This window comes from Blautia sp. AF19-10LB (assembly GCF_003461245.1).
GTDB classification, from domain to species: Bacteria; Bacillota; Clostridia; order Lachnospirales; family Lachnospiraceae; genus Blautia_A; species Blautia_A intestinihominis.
Map to the genome: position 1 here is coordinate 27387 of NZ_QTWS01000021.1, position 15339 is coordinate 42725.

Here is a 15339-nt window from a genome sequence, read left to right on the forward strand (position 1 = left end):
TTTTTCTCCTTCCATGTGTAAAATTTATAATTCAATTGTCTCCATAATCTTTTTCAATGAATCTGCAGATTCCTTAAGCTTTAACGCTTCCTCGCCACTTAAATTAATAGGTATATCAGACTCAATACCATCTGCACCTACAATAGCTGGCATACTTAACGATACTTCGTCAATATCATATACTCCATGAATCATGTGTGATACAGGAAGTATTGATTTTTCATCTCTCATAATCACTTCGCAGATTCTTTTTACAGACATTGCAATTCCATAATATGTAGCGTGCTTTTTGTTTATAATCTCATAAGCACTGTTCTTGACTGCTGTAGCTATTTCTGCCGTGTTTTCCTTGTACTTGTAATGTCCACGCATTTCACACATTTCACTTAATGGAACACCAGATACATTGGCTGATGACCATGCTACAACTTCGCTGTCTCCATGCTCACCTACTATAAATGCATGAACACTCCTGCTGTCCACAGATAAATGCTCACCAAGCTTATATCTTAATCTGGCACTATCTAACACAGTACCCGATCCAATAACCCTGTTTTCTGGAAGTCCGGATAACTTTATGGCTACCTGAGTCAGGATATCTACCGGATTCGCAACTACAAGCATGATACCTGCAAAATTTCTCTTTGCTATTTCAGGAATGATTGACTTAAATATTGCTACATTTTTATTTACGAGATCAAGCCTTGTCTCTCCCGGTTTCTGTCCAGCTCCGGCAGATATGACAACAATTGCAGCATCAGCCACATCATCATAATCTCCGGCATATATTTTCATCGGACTTGCAAATGGAATACCATGACTGATATCCATTGCTTCTCCTTCTGCCTTGTTCTTATCTGCATCGATAAGGACAATCTCTGTAAACAAGCCACTCTGCATCAGAGCAAATACCGATGCAGAACCAACAAAGCCACAGCCTATCATTACTGCTTTTTTTGAATTAATCACTTTCTTCATAATAATCTTATCTCCTTAATAATTCTCTTCATGTACTTCAAAATAGCTCTGTGGATGATTACATACCGGACATACTTCAGGCGCCTTAGTTCCTACCACAATATGTCCGCAGTTACGGCATTCCCATACCTTAACTTCGCTCTTTTCAAATACCTGTGCAGTTTCAATATTCTTAAGAAGTGCACGATATCTTTCCTCATGGTGCTTCTCAATCTCACCTACTGCCCTGAATTTTGCTGCAAGCTCAGGGAATCCTTCTTCCTCAGCTGTTTTAGCAAAGCCATCATACATATCTGTCCACTCATAATTTTCGCCTTCTGCCGCTGCTGCCAGGTTTTCCTTTGTATCACCAATTCCTGCTAATTCCTTGAACCACATCTTTGCATGTTCTTTCTCATTATCTGCAGTCTTTAAAAACAATGCTGACATCTGCTCGTAACCTTCCTTTTTTGCTACAGAAGCAAAAAAGGTATACTTATTTCTTGCCTGTGATTCCCCTGCAAATGCCTCCTGTAAATTCTTCTCTGTCTGTGTTCCTGCATATTTGTTTGCTTCCATCTCTTTTACCTCCGTTTTCTTTACTACTTTTTCAAAATCTGATGTCGGGTGCTTGCACAAAGGACATATAAAGTCATCTGGTAATTCCTACTTTACCTTCTCCCTGCATTTCGGGCAAATGCCTTTAAATGAAATATCATAATCCACAAATTCAATTCCATGAGTGTTATGAATTCTTTCCAGCAAATCCGGTATTTGATCCATATCCACATCAAAAATTTCACCGCACTTTATACATCTTACATGGTAATGATTTTTCAATGTAAAATCAAATCGGTTCGGTCCATTCGGAACTTCAACCTTTCTTAATGCACCTTCCTCTACCAATATATCAAGATTTCTATATACAGTTCCTTTTCCAATTGCTGGGTATGCTTCTTTTATAAATTCATACACTTCATTTGCCGTAACGTGTCTTTTCATTTCGTATACGGTATTTCTTACAAGATCTTTTTGAATGGTATTTCTCCTACTTGTCATTCGTCCTCCTTATTAGGATTAGTTCTTAATAAGGATTATATACCACTATTATCCTGTTGTCAACAAATAGTAATAGTTCTTATTATTAAGAAGTCGCCAAACTGAGCATCTTTCACATGAATAACTATTTTATTTTGCGTTCAAATACATATTCTGAATCTGAAGATAAATCAGACCTAAACGAATATCCGAGTCTGTCAAATTTCTGAATCTCCACCGGATTTTCAATATTATTTTCCGCTATGAATCTGACCATTTCACCACGAGCCATCTTGGCATAGGTACCTTTTGTTACCAATTTATCTCCGGATAACTCACAAAATACAATCGTAATATATCTGTCCTGTGGTGTCAGATACTTTTCTATACATTTTGAGTATTCTTTTGATGCAAGATTAATGATAATCCTACTGTCATCGATTACTGAGCGGTATAACAATTCTCCCCAGTACTCATACAGATTTTTTGCATCTCCAATTCCAACCTTTGCCTGCATTTCAAGACGATAAGGGGTCACACCATCCATTGGTTTTAAAATGCCATAAAACGCAGACAAGATTCTTAAATGATTTTGCAAATACTCAAACTGCTGGATTTCAAACACAGATGGTGCCATATATTGAAATGCAATCCCTTCATATGCTAAAACAGCCGGAGTAAGACTGTTATAAAGATCCATATTTTCCAATCTGTTAAAGTTCTGCTCTGCAATCTTGTCATTACATTTCCAGATAGCTTTCAGTTCTTCTTTTGATTTGCTTTTCATCCAGTTTAATACTTCTGCTGTCTTATCAATATAGACAGGCAGTTCAACCGGTGCTAAGTTATCGGTATCTACAATCATCTTTTTTGCAGGTGATAAAATAATCTTCATTATGCCAATTCCTTAAGCATATTTTCAGGATCATCTGCAGCCTTGACTTTATCATTTGCCTTTATAATAATCCCCTGTTCATCAATAAGATATGTGGTTCTTACTACTCCCATAGAGACTTTGCCATAATTTTTCTTTTCTTTCCATACATCATATGCTTCAATAACTTTCCGCTCTGGATCTGCTAAAAGTGTAAATGTCAATCCATATTTTTCCTCAAATCTCTTATGAGAGGATACAGAATCCTTACTGACTCCAAGAATAACTGCTCCTTTTTCGGTAAACTGAGGGTATCGCTCAGAAAACCCACATGCCTGTTTCGTGCATCCCGCTGTATTATCCTTGGGATAGAAATATAAGATCACTTTTTTTCCTGTATAATCCGATAATCTATGTATTTTCCCATTTTGATCTGGCAACTCAAAATCCGGTGCCTTAACCCCTACTTCCAACATTATTTATCCCTCCCTTTCTGTATCTTTCTCTTTATTCGCCTTTTTTTTCCTATTCCTGGTAATCATTTTATGACCTGTATATATCGCCATTACCATACATAACATAGAACTTAAAGCAAAGTATTTGTGACTTGATTTTTGCTTTTTATATCCAGTGTAAAAAGTCCCAAGCATTGTGATCAATGCTCCTACTGACCAATATTTATGTGCTTTCATGTAATTCCTCCATTTTTTCAGTGTATTCAATTCTAATTATACGCTACCATATTCCTATGTCAATTTGATAATAGAGCATTCCTATAAATTTTTTCAAAATATCATTGTCAAAACTATGTATTGTTATCCTTTAATTTTTCTTTGAAATAATTGACAAAAAGCTTGCTTTCAGGAGATTACTATTTAATCTCTTTTCCATCTATATATAGTTGAAATTTATCAGGATTATTGACAACATCATAGTCCTTTCCGTATTCTACAGGTCTATATTCGGCTGTCATTACCGATTCCCCGTCTTCAATATCCTCTTTCCATAAATAGATGTTCATATCAATGCTCGTCGCATATCCTCTGTCTGTGGAGAATTTTGTCGAATGAAAAGAGACTTTACAACTTAAAATTGGATAAAAAGGACAACAAAAAAGAAGAACTGCTTGCTCTTCCCATATAGTAGTAGTAAAATAATATGTCATGCCAGCGCAATATATTATCTAGAATATCGCTATAACAGGAAAGGGGCTGCATTGTGACAGCCCCTAGTTTACTTCATCACGTTGTCTACATTCTGAGTGAACTCGTTCCCTGGTTTATTTTAGCATCGGTCTGGATTTTGTTTCATAAAGATAAATTTTGCCACAGAGCGGTCGTATGTTTTAATGTGTCCAAACAGCCAGTCGATTACATTTTTCTGTACAAGTTCACTGAACCGATCTGTTGGTCCTTCATACTCCTGAAGGTATTCATACAGTTCCTGAATTGTCTTTTTAAACTCTTCATGTTTTTCATAATGTTTTTCACGCTCTGGATAACCGGATTTTTCCTGAAGCTTTTCCTCTTCTTTGAAATGAAAGTCAGTATATTCATCCAGATAATCCAGCATTTTGATTGCTTTTACTTTGCTGTCGCCATTTTGACAGGCAGTTACAAAGTTCTGGATACGGTCGATCAATTCTTTATGCTGGGTATCAATTGTTTCATTTCCTGTTACTAAATTGTCATCAAAGGTAATGTTTAAATCGTAAGTCATAATTTGACCTCCATTTCTTTTATATGTTCTCTTAGGCTCTTTTAATGTATGGCAGTTTCGTACCTGCATTTTCTGCTTAGTCTTCTACAGGAACGAAAACATCTTTTCCTAATCCGCAGATTGGGCATGTCCAGTCATCTGGAATATCCTCAAATGCAGTTTCTGGATCGATACCAGCGTCTGGATCTCCTACTGCCGAATCATAAATATATCCACATGGTTCACATTCATATTTTATCATAGTCATTTTCCATTTTCAATGTCGATTTATTTTTGTTACCAAGTTTCTAGCAATTTTTCTAACACTTTGTTTCTTGTATATCTGTATTATACATGATAATTATTCTTTTGTCAATAATAGTAATTATTATTATTTTTGTACTTAGCATAAACTGCTATTTGAATTGCACATTTACATATTGTATATATCATGGGAATAGTTGAATAAAAAAATGAACTCTATTCATTAAAGACAGAGTTGCTGGAAATTATTTCTCTACAACAACTTTCTTCGTCTTTAAGTCCTTGAAACACAATACTTTCCAATCAGCTTCATCCAACTGTTATATTTATTCTTTTCACACACCTTTCGGCAAATTTCATTTTCCATCAATACACAGAACATCTTATCATAATCAAATACCCAAACAGCACCATTCACATGGTTTTCCACTGCTTTCTGATCTATGCTCTTTAAAGCGTGTGACCATTTTTTCAATTTCTCCATTTCCCAAGTTACCGATATTTTTGCAGATAAACCGAAAGAAATTCAACGTTGCATATTCATCATGCCAATGGAACTCTTCTGGATTGTTTTTAATTTTACTGGCTCTCAGCTGTTCTTTGATTATCTGAGCAGCTACACCTTTCATCGAATCTTCGTATCTCATATTACTCACCTACTCTTCCTCAACGCCCAGTGACGGTTTAAATCTTTTATCCTTTGCCTGCGGTACCACGATCTCATAAAAATAAAATCCTAAATACCCAAGTGCCTGCTTCTTCATTTTATAAAAAGAAGTCCTGCCTATTCCTAACTCCTGCTGCACTTCCACATCTGTCTTATTATAATGACTGCAAAAGCAGGAATGAAGGATTTCACTGAGCATCACACCATTCGGTGCATAGAATTTCACCAGTGTCATTCCACGATAGATCATATCAGACAAGCCATAAATGATCATCAGGTTATTCATTTCCCGGTGCATCTTCGGCACATTCAGCTGATTGTTGTAAATACTCAGATAGCTTAACGCATATGCCATATCTTCATTGATCTTCTCCTGGCACTCCATATCCAGTTCTTCCAATACAATCTGGTTTTCTAAAATCAGTTTCTGGTAGCTTGTCATCAGTTCTTTAATATCAGTATAATGTCTTTCGATTGTAACTTCCAGATAATCCTGTGCATGACTTGCCATCTGGAAGGTAATTTCTTTCATTGATTTAATTGCATAATCTCTGTCTGTCATCAGTTTCAAAATCTCCTTATCATCATCACACTAACTGGCGGTCTTTCAGACCAGTTCGCTTTCCCCATGATTTTGATGGGAAGCAATTACTTACTACAACTTGCAGAAGCGGATATCCAAAAGGCATTGTGGGAGCTGCCTTTGCTGACCGGAATCCATCTTCTTATGTAAAACCTGCAGGAATATAAAGGGAAAGTGACTATCCCTGCCGGTTAATAATCCAAATAATATCGTCTATACCAATCTCTCCTGTTCTTATTTATTTTTGTCTTCTCTGCTCCATCCAGAAAACTCCTTTTCCTCCGGTACTCAGGAAAGACAAAAGAAGACACAAAAAAAGCAGCCCGTTTAAAGCTGCTTTCTTCATGCCTTCTTTTTACAGATACCATTCTATAATACATGGAATTCTATGTCAATATTACCTCGATTGCAATACACGACAAACGCATGAATGGTTAGCAACTGCAAATTCTATTTTTTTCTACTTTTTAAGCTTCTAAAAGCTCTTCTAAATACTTAATTGGACGCAAACTTACTACGAACCTTTTCTTTCTCATTGACAACTTATGTCTTGATAGTTCTGCTGGTTTCAAAATACTCAGGCTCCATTTTCTTATAATGTTCAAATTTTGTGCCGCCATTTTATCGATTGTCGTATTTGCATCCTCCCGAAATGTTACATCCAAATGCCAATGCATACTTTCTATACTCCAATGACCTCGCACCGCTCGGCTGACTTCGTTGATATCCGTTTTTAAACTGCTTATAAAATATCGATATTCATACGTTATCTTTCCTGCTTTTTCTATTCGTTTCTTCTCCATTACAATGCTTCTCAGGCCTTTCCAATTCTTCTTTTGGCTCAGCCACCGGATATCTTCCGTCTGATAATACTCTCGGATCTCAATTTGCCCATGGGCTTTCTCACAGGTCTTCTTATATGCCCCCTTTTCGCGCATTTCTTTTTGAAACTCCTCATTCGAAAAGTATTCTTTTACATCTTCGTACATTATGTATTGATTTTTCTTCAATGCCAGAACATAATCCGCTCGTTTCTGCCTGATTTTTCCTGCGATCGCTGTCTGCGTTCCCATTGCATCAATCGTAATGATCTGACCCTTTATCTGGATTTTTTCCAACAGCTCTGGAATCGCTGTTATTTCATTGCTTTTTTCTTTGACTGCTTTCTGTCCCAGACAAAATCCATCTTCCTTACTCCATGCAGAAACAATGTGACTTGCTTTTTCTTCTCCACGTTTATTCGAACACATCGTTTTTTCCATCTATGCAGATGATCTTCTTCAACAGTTCTCCATCATTTTTATCCAGCCGCTCCTGCCATTTTCCATAGAGCTGCTGCAGAATTTCGGGCGATATCATCCCCATGACACGCCGGATCGTATCATGAGAGGGGATTCCGTTTTTTAGTTCAATATACTTTCGAAGATAATCCTGATAGCTTTCTGCAAACAATGCCATCTCAACCCAGTCATCCGCATTCGCAAGAGTTGCAAACAACACAATGACAAGAATATCCTTCAACGTATGACGAACCTTTGTCTGCTGACGAGTATCTTCAATGTATTCCATCCACTCTAATAATTCCTGCATAAATAACACCCCTTTTTCTTTTATTTTACTAGAAAAGGGGTGTGTTCACAATTTATTTACTCATGCGTTTGTCGTGGATTGCAATAGTGTCGCATATTGATTCCTTTTATCGAAGTGGTAAGGGCTACCGCGTTTTGGCGTACCACTATCAAGGTCGTCGCGTTTCACGACACCCCTTTTGCATACAGAAAAACCGCCGTACAGGTTTCCCCCATACGGCGGCAGAATGTTTATTTGCCGAACAAGTCGCTGTGTGTACCAGTGCGGGCCAGCGTCAGCACCAGAACATCATCCTCTATGCGGTAGACAAGCAGCCAGTCCGGGAGAATATGACATTCCCGATGACCTGCCCAATCGCCGGACAGGTCATGGTCGCGGTTCTTATCTGGCAGCGGTTCGCCCATTGCCAGCATTGCTACGACCTGCTCCAGCAGCTCGATCTTCAAGCCACGCTTGATGGCTCGTTTGTAGTCTTTTTTGAAACTGGTCGTGTACTTGACGGTATATTTAGTTTCTTTCATCTTTTCAGGTCAGCAAACAACTCGTCAAGGTCATTGAAGCCCTTTACAGACGGGTCTTTTGCAATCCTTTCCGCTTCCAGCATGGCAGCAACCGTTTCTTTGTTCGGCTGTTCCAGCCTTACTTCAAAGGGAATGCCGCCTTCACGAAGCGACTGGCGCACAAAGATGTTAAACGCCGTAGTCAGATTCATTCCAAGTTCAGTAAACAGTGCGTCCGCCTGCGCTTTCAAATCTGCGTCCATGCGGATACTGATGTTTGTGGTATTTCTAGCCATACGATCAACCCCTTTCTGCTGGCAATTATAGTATATGCCATTTGCACGAAGAAAACAATACTTTGCACGAATATTTAATAATAAATTTATTCAATGAGGTTAACTGCACTATAAAGCCTGTATAACAGAAGGATTTGGTGGTGATAATAATTGCCTGATTCCTGTGGCCTTTTAGTTATTTGTAGTCCCTTCCTGCCCGCCTCATAGCAAGCTCCATCTCATATATATTTGTTTCATTGTAGAGTTTTTCTTTTTGCCCGCCAAGCTTGATTGTCCGCAAATAAGATAACCGGGTATTTTGCGTATTTTTGATATAAGTAGATTTTATATAGCAATTCTCAGGATTCACAGTCGTATAAAGCAGAGCATCGTTTTCAAGGATCTCCAATGGGCGTAAGTTATGTGATGTAAAGATCAATTGTCCTTTAGCTTTATCCTGCATAACTTCCAGGCATTCTCCCAATAAATACTCATAAATACCAGAATCCAGCTCGTCTACCACAAGGCAATAAGACTCCCTGTTATAGCAGGCAACTAAATTACTGCAAATAGAAATCAGCTTCTTTATTCCTGCGGATTCATACAAAAGCGGAATCCGGTTCTCTCCACGCATGGCAATGATTTCAAACTGCACTCCGTCTTTTCCATCCTTCAATAGCTTATCAAACGCATTATAAATTTCTATATTGATCTCAGGAATTAATGATTTCATTACAATATTGATCTGCTTGATCATATATCTGAAATACGATTCCTCCCTGTAAATACCAATCTGTTCAACAAAGCAATTAAAATTTATTCTTCTCAGTGGTCTTAATATATAGTTTATCAAAATATAGAAGAAATGGATATATATTTTCTTTTAATATTTTTCTCAACTTTCCCACCAGCAAAACTGGCATAAACAGTTGATTTTTCAACTAAAAAGAATGGTCCGCTTTGAAGGTGCGAGAAATATTTTTGGCTCTTTAGTAGTCACTACCAAAACAGGAATTCCTGTTAAGATCGTTTTCGTACGAAACCGCAATAAGAAGAGTGAATGTCTGTATCTCTTAAGCACAGACGTTTCTTTAAGTGATACTGAGATCGTACGGATTTATGGAAACAGATGGTCTATCGAATGTTTTTTCAGACCATCAAAATCCTTTCTGAAGTTAGGCACTGAATTTCAGAGCCATAATTATGGTGCAATGGTAAGCCATACGACTATTGTATTTACAAGATATATCATTCTGGAATGGATCCGCAGGAACCAAAATGACCAGAAAACGTATGGCGTATTATTCTTAATGTTCTGCGATGATATCCAGGACATGGACTTAACCAGTGCACTGCAGAGCCTTATGGCTCTGTTTGTGGAGCACATTTTAACATTATCTACTGATATTACATCCATCATAAAATGTAAAATAAGTGAATGGATTGCATCTCAAGCCGCATTTATTCGGGCTTTATTTAGAGATATCAGCTGGGAAAGTTGAGTATTTTTCTAAAAAAGCTTTATTTTATCACTCTCCAGTCACCGGACGCATCATGGAAAGCAGCTCCTTCCGGTAATGATCGGCCTTTTCCTGATTGCCCTGTTCTTTCCGTACCATCTTTGTGATTCCCGGATACTGTCCCGGGAAGCTTTCCAGCATGATACCATCTCCATAGATCAGGTAAACATCTCCGTCTGTCATATCTTCCTCTGTCAGCTTCTTTCCATTCTCATCCGTAAGCTTATCCGGTATCGTTCCGGAGAAAATCGTGTCCGTGTCCAGATCCGCAAAATACCAGCTGTTATCATCTGGATGAAAATACACTGCTGTCATCGGCTTTTCCCCGCATCCCGCCAGACAGAACATAACAAGTACCGTCAGCATCACGATCCATTTTTTCATTATTCCACCTCCTAGTCTCTGTCAGTATTTGATTATTTCGACTTCACACCGTGCTAGCACCATGAAAAACATTAATATTACTGACTTCTACAATGTTTTTTATCTGGCACTACCATTAGTGGGAGATTTTTGATATAAATTTAATTGATCGTTGGAAGTACTTCCATAACCTGATCAATCACTTCCACAATTCTCTGTATATCCATATTTTCTTTTACATCAGAACTATCATTCACGTTCAAACCATCTTGCCAGTCCTGGACAATCGATACTGCCGGGATATTCACTAATGCAAACGGATAATGGTCACTGTTGGTTGCCATTGTCAGGAAAAATCTGTCACTGGGTGTAAATAGTTCTGACATACTGTTTTTATTTAATTCTGCCAGTTTTTTCAATCCCTCATCATCATATTCCGCATTGTCTGGTCTTTTGTTTCCTTCGATCATCGCCATATAACCCAAATCACTTTTTTCTGCAATAGTATCAATATTTATTACTCCGATGATCTGTTTCCGCTCGTCCTCCGTCAGCTTACCAACATACCATCTTGAACCCAGCATATATTTCTCTTCGCCCGAGAACAGGATGAATTTTATATTATACGGCATCTCTGTATCTTTTAAAATCCTTGCCAGTTCAAGCACTGCTGCCACTCCGGAACCGTTATCATTGGCGCCCACCGAATCTTCTGCACTGTCATAATGGGCACTTATGATCAGATTTTTTGTGGTATCAATGGATGAGTTTTTTGTCACAATGATATTTTCACCAATGCCGTCAACAATTGCATTCTCGGCTGTTGATGCCAGAAACACATCCGCCTGCGAGGAATGCCTTATTGCATTCTCATTGTTTTCATCGTTATATTCGAATTTCTGGTATTCTATATTGTCATATCCCAGATTGCCAAAATATTCACTAATATATTCTTTTACGTTCTGTATTGCATCAGAATTTATTGGATGCGGTTCAGAAGTGATTTCATCGATGATCTGTTCAATATTCTGTTCCAAAGGCTCTATTATTGTACCGGTCTGGGTAACACTCTCCGCCATTGTCTGAATTGGTGCTATTAATGATATAACCATAATTAAGGCAATTGTAATTTTTTTCATTTGTGAGCTCCCTCATTTTACCAAGTATTAATCAGTATCTTTTATCCAATAACTTTCCATGCAGAACCATAGGCTACAACGAAAGCTTTTTTCCATACCATAAACATTATCATGTGATATACTTCTGCCAATTAAATCTCAGATTTTGAAAAAGGGACAGACATTGATAAATTTACTTAGTTCCATTCTGGGCTATGCACGGAACATTACAACCACATGATCAAAAAACAGTAAATCTGATATTCAAATATACATTGTGATCCTTTTTTTAACAAAATAAGCTTTTTTATCATTTATGTTATCAACTGATACTATTATACCATGAACTGCATCACCAACCAAGTGTTCTTTTTTGCTTTTACAGCGTTCGTACAGTGCTTTTACAATTCATTGCACATCTGTAAAGGAAAGAGACTTCTTGCTATATATTATGTTAAATTCCTGAAAGTATTTTCTTTGCGTTCTCCAGATTATTTTTTCCATTTATTTTTAGATATACTTTACTGATCTCAGAAGGCTCTCCTATTTCTCTGCAGAGATCCTGTGCCTGGGAAATGGGTATGTAGATTTCGTTGCCTTCTATTACTACAGCGGCTTTACAGGGCATGTATGAGGTCTGCGGTTCTCTTGCGGAATTGCCGGATAAGGTAGTAAGATCATCTGTGGCTTTGGAAGTATCTTTTTCTTTTTCATCCAGGGAATAAAAAATATTCAGGTTTTCACCCATCTCTAAAAATTTTTCCTGTTGCTTTTTTGAAATGGCATGATTATTATAGTCTTTCATATCCTGCAGGGAACCATTTCCCAGCAATAACAATGGCATCTTCCCCAGTTCATTCTGAGTTGGATTTTTTCCAAACGCATTCATATTAATTCCTAAAAAAGTCGTTGTTTCCGTATAATCTTCAATTTTGATGACAACCGGGACTTCTATGACTGGCCAGATTTCTTTTATACCTTTTATCTTCTTCGCTTTCTGCAAAAAATCTTCATCATAAGCCAGATCTCCAAGTGGGAGCAACACAGTAAATTGCCGTTTTTCTTCTTTCATGCCCGCCAGCAACATCACTAATAATGTCAATATCAATGACAGCAGAAGTATGACAAATAAGGTAAAGCTGTCTATTTTTTTTCTTTTCAATGAGAAGCCGCCTTTCTCACTTCTTCGAGAAGGATATTTTTCTTATGAAGCTTTCTGACCAGAATCAAGATTATGGAAATAAGCAGTACTGCAACAACTGCAACTATGGAATACCACCAGTTATTGGTTTTCTCCTGGTCATCTTCAACCTTTAAAGACTTTATCTGGGTTTCTTTGATTTCAGAATCGAATTTTATTTCGTCCTCATACGATTTGCCATCGGCATCCTCATACGTAAGGATTAATTGACCTGCACATTTTCCTGTTTTTCCTTTTACATATATGCGAAGACTTCCCTGGGATAAATCTCCGGCCTCTATGGTCCCTAAGAATGCAGTATCGTTTGAACTTAATTCATCAGCCTTTAAGCTGACACTTGCATTGTATATTTTGTCTCTTCCGAGATTCATTGCTTTTACCGGGATCTCTACTGTATCCATAGTGTATAAAACAGATGGAATATCTGAAGCTTCCAGCTTAACACGAACCGGTTGGATGATCTGAAAAGACAGTAATTCTGTACCGGTGGTTGCCGTTGCTTTCGAATCTTCATAATCCAGAGAAAAAGTAATGACAGCCTGGCCAGGATCACAGTTTTCTGTTATAGTAATCATCTGTTCCAAAGTAATTGCTTCACCAGGAGCCAGGACTTGTACATAAAAAGAGTTTTTCTCAAATTCGATTCCTTTGTTCTCTGTAGAAAGGGAAATTTTTAAACCAAATACATTTTGACTGCAGCTTTTATTTCGAAATGTCAGCGACATTTCTGGTGTAGAACCAGCCTCCAATCGTCCACCTGAAAGATTGCTGTCTTCTAATAATACCTGAGGTTTATGTAATATTTTTTCACTTGATGAGTCTGATGTTGAATTACCTCCTCCCCCACCGCCCGAATACCCGTTGTCTATAACCGGATCTGTTATCTGCGGGGCGTCACCGTCCTCCGGATTATCACTGTCTATTACAACATGAAAAGGATTCGATTTAGAACCATCACCAAAGTCATCTCCTGATGTGAAAATATCCGGATCCGGATTTTCTTTATCGGTATCAGCTTTATCAGGAGTCTTTTCATCCTCTGCCGGAGGTTCGGTACTTGTAGAATCATCCTCTTTTTTATCAAGGGTTAACGAGTTGTCATTCTCATAAGATACGGACGGATCTGAGTCCGTAAATCCTTCTTCAGCAGATGTAATCTCCGTGTTTTGAGGCTCTGTGGCAAAAACGGTAGCCGGAAGAAATATTATTGTCGTACACAATACTAATGCCGTTTTTACAAATAAATTTTTCATTATCGGGCAGTCCTTTCTCTTAAAACTCCTCCATCCATTTCATATACATGGTCACATAAGATTCTGATATCCTCTTCATTATGGCTTGCCAGCAAAATGGTTTTTCCTGCTGCTTTTAAATCCAACAGTAGTTCTCTTATCTCTTCCACGCCATGTTTATCCAGTCCATTAAACGGCTCATCCAAGATCAAAAAAAGAGGATCTTCCATAATGGCCTGTGCAATACCAAGGCGTTGACGCATTCCAAGGGAATATTTTCCGACTGGTTTCTTCATGTCCGGATCCAATCCTACCCTTTTTAAGACTATGCGGATATCGGCCTTCGAAATCCGGCCATTCATGTCTGCCAGGATCTCCAGATTTTTAAAGCCCGTATATTGTGTAAGAAAACCGGGAGTCTCGATAATAACTCCAAGACTTTCAGGAAAATCCACATCATGGCCTATTTTTTTTCCAAATACAAAAATAGTGCCCGTAGTTACAGGGAGAAACCCACAGATGCATTTCATAAGAACGGTCTTTCCGGAACCGTTATTTCCAACAATCCCATAGACGTTCCCTGTTTTCAAGGAAAGATTTACTTCCTGTAACACGATGTCTTCACCGAAACGTTTGGTCACGTGTTCTATTTTTACGCAGGTGTTCTGCATCATTCCACTTACTCTTTCCAGATCACAGGCCAGATTAAATGTCCCTTCAGATTTCTTCCAATCTTCCATATAAAACACCTCCCAGAATTCCCAGCATTACTAATAAAAACAACAGTAGAAATAGCCAAACTCCTATTTTGTCCGGTCCCCAATTTTCATCAGCCAGTATCCATTCTACTGGATAAAACCATATCTGATTCTTAAAATAGCGGTCATGAAGGATAATTCCGAAATAAAAGCTTACAAAAGGGATTCCATATGCCATGTAAGCAGAATCCCATAAAATCCCGCAGCTTCCACCGAAAGTACTTATGATACTTCCGATAAGTCCTGTCCGAAATGCCTTCATGAGTAAGTCCAGAAGTGCTTCTTTCTGAATAGCACCCTTTATCTCCAGCGGATAGAACACAATAAAATTGATAAAAAGTACCGTTAGTATAGATAACGTCCAGACCATAAAACCAGATACCATAATGGAAAAAACTTTACCTTCGATATACTGTCTGCGAGTCGTTCTGGGAAGTATCTCCTTTAAAAATCCACTTTTATATTCTTGCAGAATGGAATCACTCCATGGCAATACGGCTGCTACCGGAATGGCAAAAGATACTGCCTGACTTTTTAAGGAACCTTCCAGTATACTGATAAAAGTACCACATGTCAGTGCTTTTTTTAAGCTGGGATAAGTTTGTCCAATGGCTATGGAAATGCAGGCTGTCAGCCATGCTGCCAGAAAATTCTTATTAAAAAACATACGTTTTGTTTCACCCCACATAGGTTTTCCCCCT

General features: G+C 38.0%; 22 protein-coding genes and 1 pseudogene. 1 reads left to right on the forward strand and 22 read right to left on the reverse strand.

Annotated elements, in window-relative coordinates:
• Positions 1-24 precede the first annotated feature (24 nt).
• The 16 genes from DWX28_RS12180 to DWX28_RS12250 all read right to left on the reverse strand — a co-directional run bounded on the left by DWX28_RS12180 (position 25) and on the right by DWX28_RS12250 (position 9179).
• On the reverse strand, positions 25-978 hold the full coding sequence (locus DWX28_RS12180) for an L-lactate dehydrogenase (RefSeq protein ID WP_015541215.1): 954 nt from the start codon (positions 976-978) through the stop codon (positions 25-27).
• Between the two features lie 15 nt (positions 979-993).
• Positions 994-1536, reverse strand: a complete 543-nt coding sequence (gene rbr / locus DWX28_RS12185; protein ID WP_015541214.1) for a rubrerythrin — start codon at positions 1534-1536, stop codon at positions 994-996.
• An 87-nt stretch (positions 1537-1623) separates the two neighbouring features.
• Positions 1624-2016: a Fur family transcriptional regulator gene (locus tag DWX28_RS12190; RefSeq protein ID WP_015541213.1), complete on the reverse strand. Its 393-nt coding sequence runs from the start codon at positions 2014-2016 to the stop codon at positions 1624-1626.
• A gap of 124 nt (positions 2017-2140) precedes the next feature.
• Positions 2141-2890 carry a peroxide stress protein YaaA gene (yaaA, locus tag DWX28_RS12195; RefSeq protein ID WP_015541212.1) on the reverse strand — a complete coding sequence of 250 codons (750 nt, stop codon included), beginning with the start codon at positions 2888-2890 and terminating at the stop codon, positions 2141-2143.
• Positions 2890-3345: a thioredoxin-dependent thiol peroxidase gene (bcp, locus tag DWX28_RS12200; protein ID WP_015541211.1), complete on the reverse strand. Its 456-nt coding sequence runs from the start codon at positions 3343-3345 to the stop codon at positions 2890-2892. Before bcp ends, yaaA begins: the two co-directional genes overlap by 1 nt.
• 3 nt (positions 3346-3348) lie before the next feature.
• Positions 3349-3561 (reverse strand): DUF6219 family protein, encoded by a 213-nt coding sequence (locus DWX28_RS12205; RefSeq protein ID WP_015541210.1) that lies wholly within the window; start codon positions 3559-3561, stop codon positions 3349-3351.
• Positions 3562-3740: 179 nt separating this feature from the next.
• The gene (locus tag DWX28_RS19555; RefSeq protein ID WP_015524977.1) at positions 3741-3890 is read right to left on the reverse strand and encodes a hypothetical protein; all 150 of its coding nucleotides are present in this window, start codon (positions 3888-3890) and stop codon (positions 3741-3743) included.
• A gap of 263 nt (positions 3891-4153) precedes the next feature.
• The gene (locus DWX28_RS12210; protein WP_015541209.1) at positions 4154-4588 is read right to left on the reverse strand and encodes a bacteriohemerythrin; all 435 of its coding nucleotides are present in this window, start codon (positions 4586-4588) and stop codon (positions 4154-4156) included.
• 76 nt (positions 4589-4664) lie between these two features.
• On the reverse strand, positions 4665-4829 hold the full coding sequence (gene rd / locus DWX28_RS12215) for a rubredoxin (RefSeq protein ID WP_015541208.1): 165 nt from the start codon (positions 4827-4829) through the stop codon (positions 4665-4667).
• 394 nt (positions 4830-5223) lie between these two features.
• Positions 5224-5478 (reverse strand): hypothetical protein, encoded by a 255-nt coding sequence (locus tag DWX28_RS12220; RefSeq protein ID WP_330417662.1) that lies wholly within the window; start codon positions 5476-5478, stop codon positions 5224-5226.
• 9 nt (positions 5479-5487) lie between these two features.
• Positions 5488-6060: a hypothetical protein gene (locus DWX28_RS12225; RefSeq protein ID WP_008688147.1), complete on the reverse strand. Its 573-nt coding sequence runs from the start codon at positions 6058-6060 to the stop codon at positions 5488-5490.
• Positions 6061-6548: 488 nt separating this feature from the next.
• Positions 6549-7343 carry an ISAs1 family transposase gene (locus tag DWX28_RS12235; RefSeq protein ID WP_255420404.1) on the reverse strand — a complete coding sequence of 265 codons (795 nt, stop codon included), beginning with the start codon at positions 7341-7343 and terminating at the stop codon, positions 6549-6551.
• Entirely contained in the window at positions 7318-7671 is a 354-nt protein-coding gene (locus DWX28_RS20255; protein WP_255420405.1) for an ISAs1 family transposase, read from the reverse strand. Before DWX28_RS20255 ends, DWX28_RS12235 begins: the two co-directional genes overlap by 26 nt.
• A gap of 230 nt (positions 7672-7901) precedes the next feature.
• Positions 7902-8192, reverse strand: a complete 291-nt coding sequence (locus DWX28_RS12240) for a type II toxin-antitoxin system YafQ family toxin (RefSeq protein ID WP_118252846.1) — start codon at positions 8190-8192, stop codon at positions 7902-7904.
• A complete protein-coding gene (locus DWX28_RS12245) occupies positions 8189-8467 on the reverse strand; it encodes a type II toxin-antitoxin system RelB/DinJ family antitoxin (RefSeq protein ID WP_055066319.1) in 279 nt (92 codons plus the stop codon). The genes DWX28_RS12240 and DWX28_RS12245 overlap by 4 nt, the downstream gene beginning before the upstream one ends.
• A 175-nt stretch (positions 8468-8642) precedes the next feature.
• Entirely contained in the window at positions 8643-9179 is a 537-nt protein-coding gene (locus DWX28_RS12250; RefSeq protein ID WP_243002424.1) for an ATP-binding protein, read from the reverse strand.
• Positions 9180-9396: 217 nt separating this feature from the next.
• Here DWX28_RS12250 and DWX28_RS20260 point away from each other — a divergent pair.
• Positions 9397-9624 (forward strand): annotated as a pseudogene (locus DWX28_RS20260) (IS4 family transposase); the annotation flags it as partial.
• A 351-nt stretch (positions 9625-9975) separates the two neighbouring features.
• Here the strand turns inward: DWX28_RS20260 and DWX28_RS12260 are convergent.
• The 6 genes from DWX28_RS12260 to DWX28_RS12285 all read right to left on the reverse strand — a co-directional run bounded on the left by DWX28_RS12260 (position 9976) and on the right by DWX28_RS12285 (position 15326).
• Positions 9976-10350 (reverse strand): hypothetical protein, encoded by a 375-nt coding sequence (locus tag DWX28_RS12260; protein WP_118169644.1) that lies wholly within the window; start codon positions 10348-10350, stop codon positions 9976-9978.
• A gap of 140 nt (positions 10351-10490) precedes the next feature.
• The gene (locus DWX28_RS12265; protein ID WP_243002425.1) at positions 10491-11468 is read right to left on the reverse strand and encodes a M28 family metallopeptidase; all 978 of its coding nucleotides are present in this window, start codon (positions 11466-11468) and stop codon (positions 10491-10493) included.
• A 433-nt stretch (positions 11469-11901) separates the two neighbouring features.
• On the reverse strand, positions 11902-12519 hold the full coding sequence (locus DWX28_RS12270; RefSeq protein ID WP_243002426.1) for a hypothetical protein: 618 nt from the start codon (positions 12517-12519) through the stop codon (positions 11902-11904).
• Positions 12520-12605: 86 nt separating this feature from the next.
• Positions 12606-13901 carry a hypothetical protein gene (locus tag DWX28_RS12275; protein ID WP_118252848.1) on the reverse strand — a complete coding sequence of 432 codons (1296 nt, stop codon included), beginning with the start codon at positions 13899-13901 and terminating at the stop codon, positions 12606-12608.
• Positions 13901-14554: an ATP-binding cassette domain-containing protein gene (locus tag DWX28_RS12280; RefSeq protein WP_442857734.1), complete on the reverse strand. Its 654-nt coding sequence runs from the start codon at positions 14552-14554 to the stop codon at positions 13901-13903. Before DWX28_RS12280 ends, DWX28_RS12275 begins: the two co-directional genes overlap by 1 nt.
• A 43-nt stretch (positions 14555-14597) precedes the next feature.
• Positions 14598-15326, reverse strand: coding sequence for an ABC transporter permease (locus DWX28_RS12285; RefSeq protein WP_243002427.1), 729 nt, complete (start codon positions 15324-15326; stop codon positions 14598-14600).
• Positions 15327-15339: the final 13 nt, after the last annotated feature.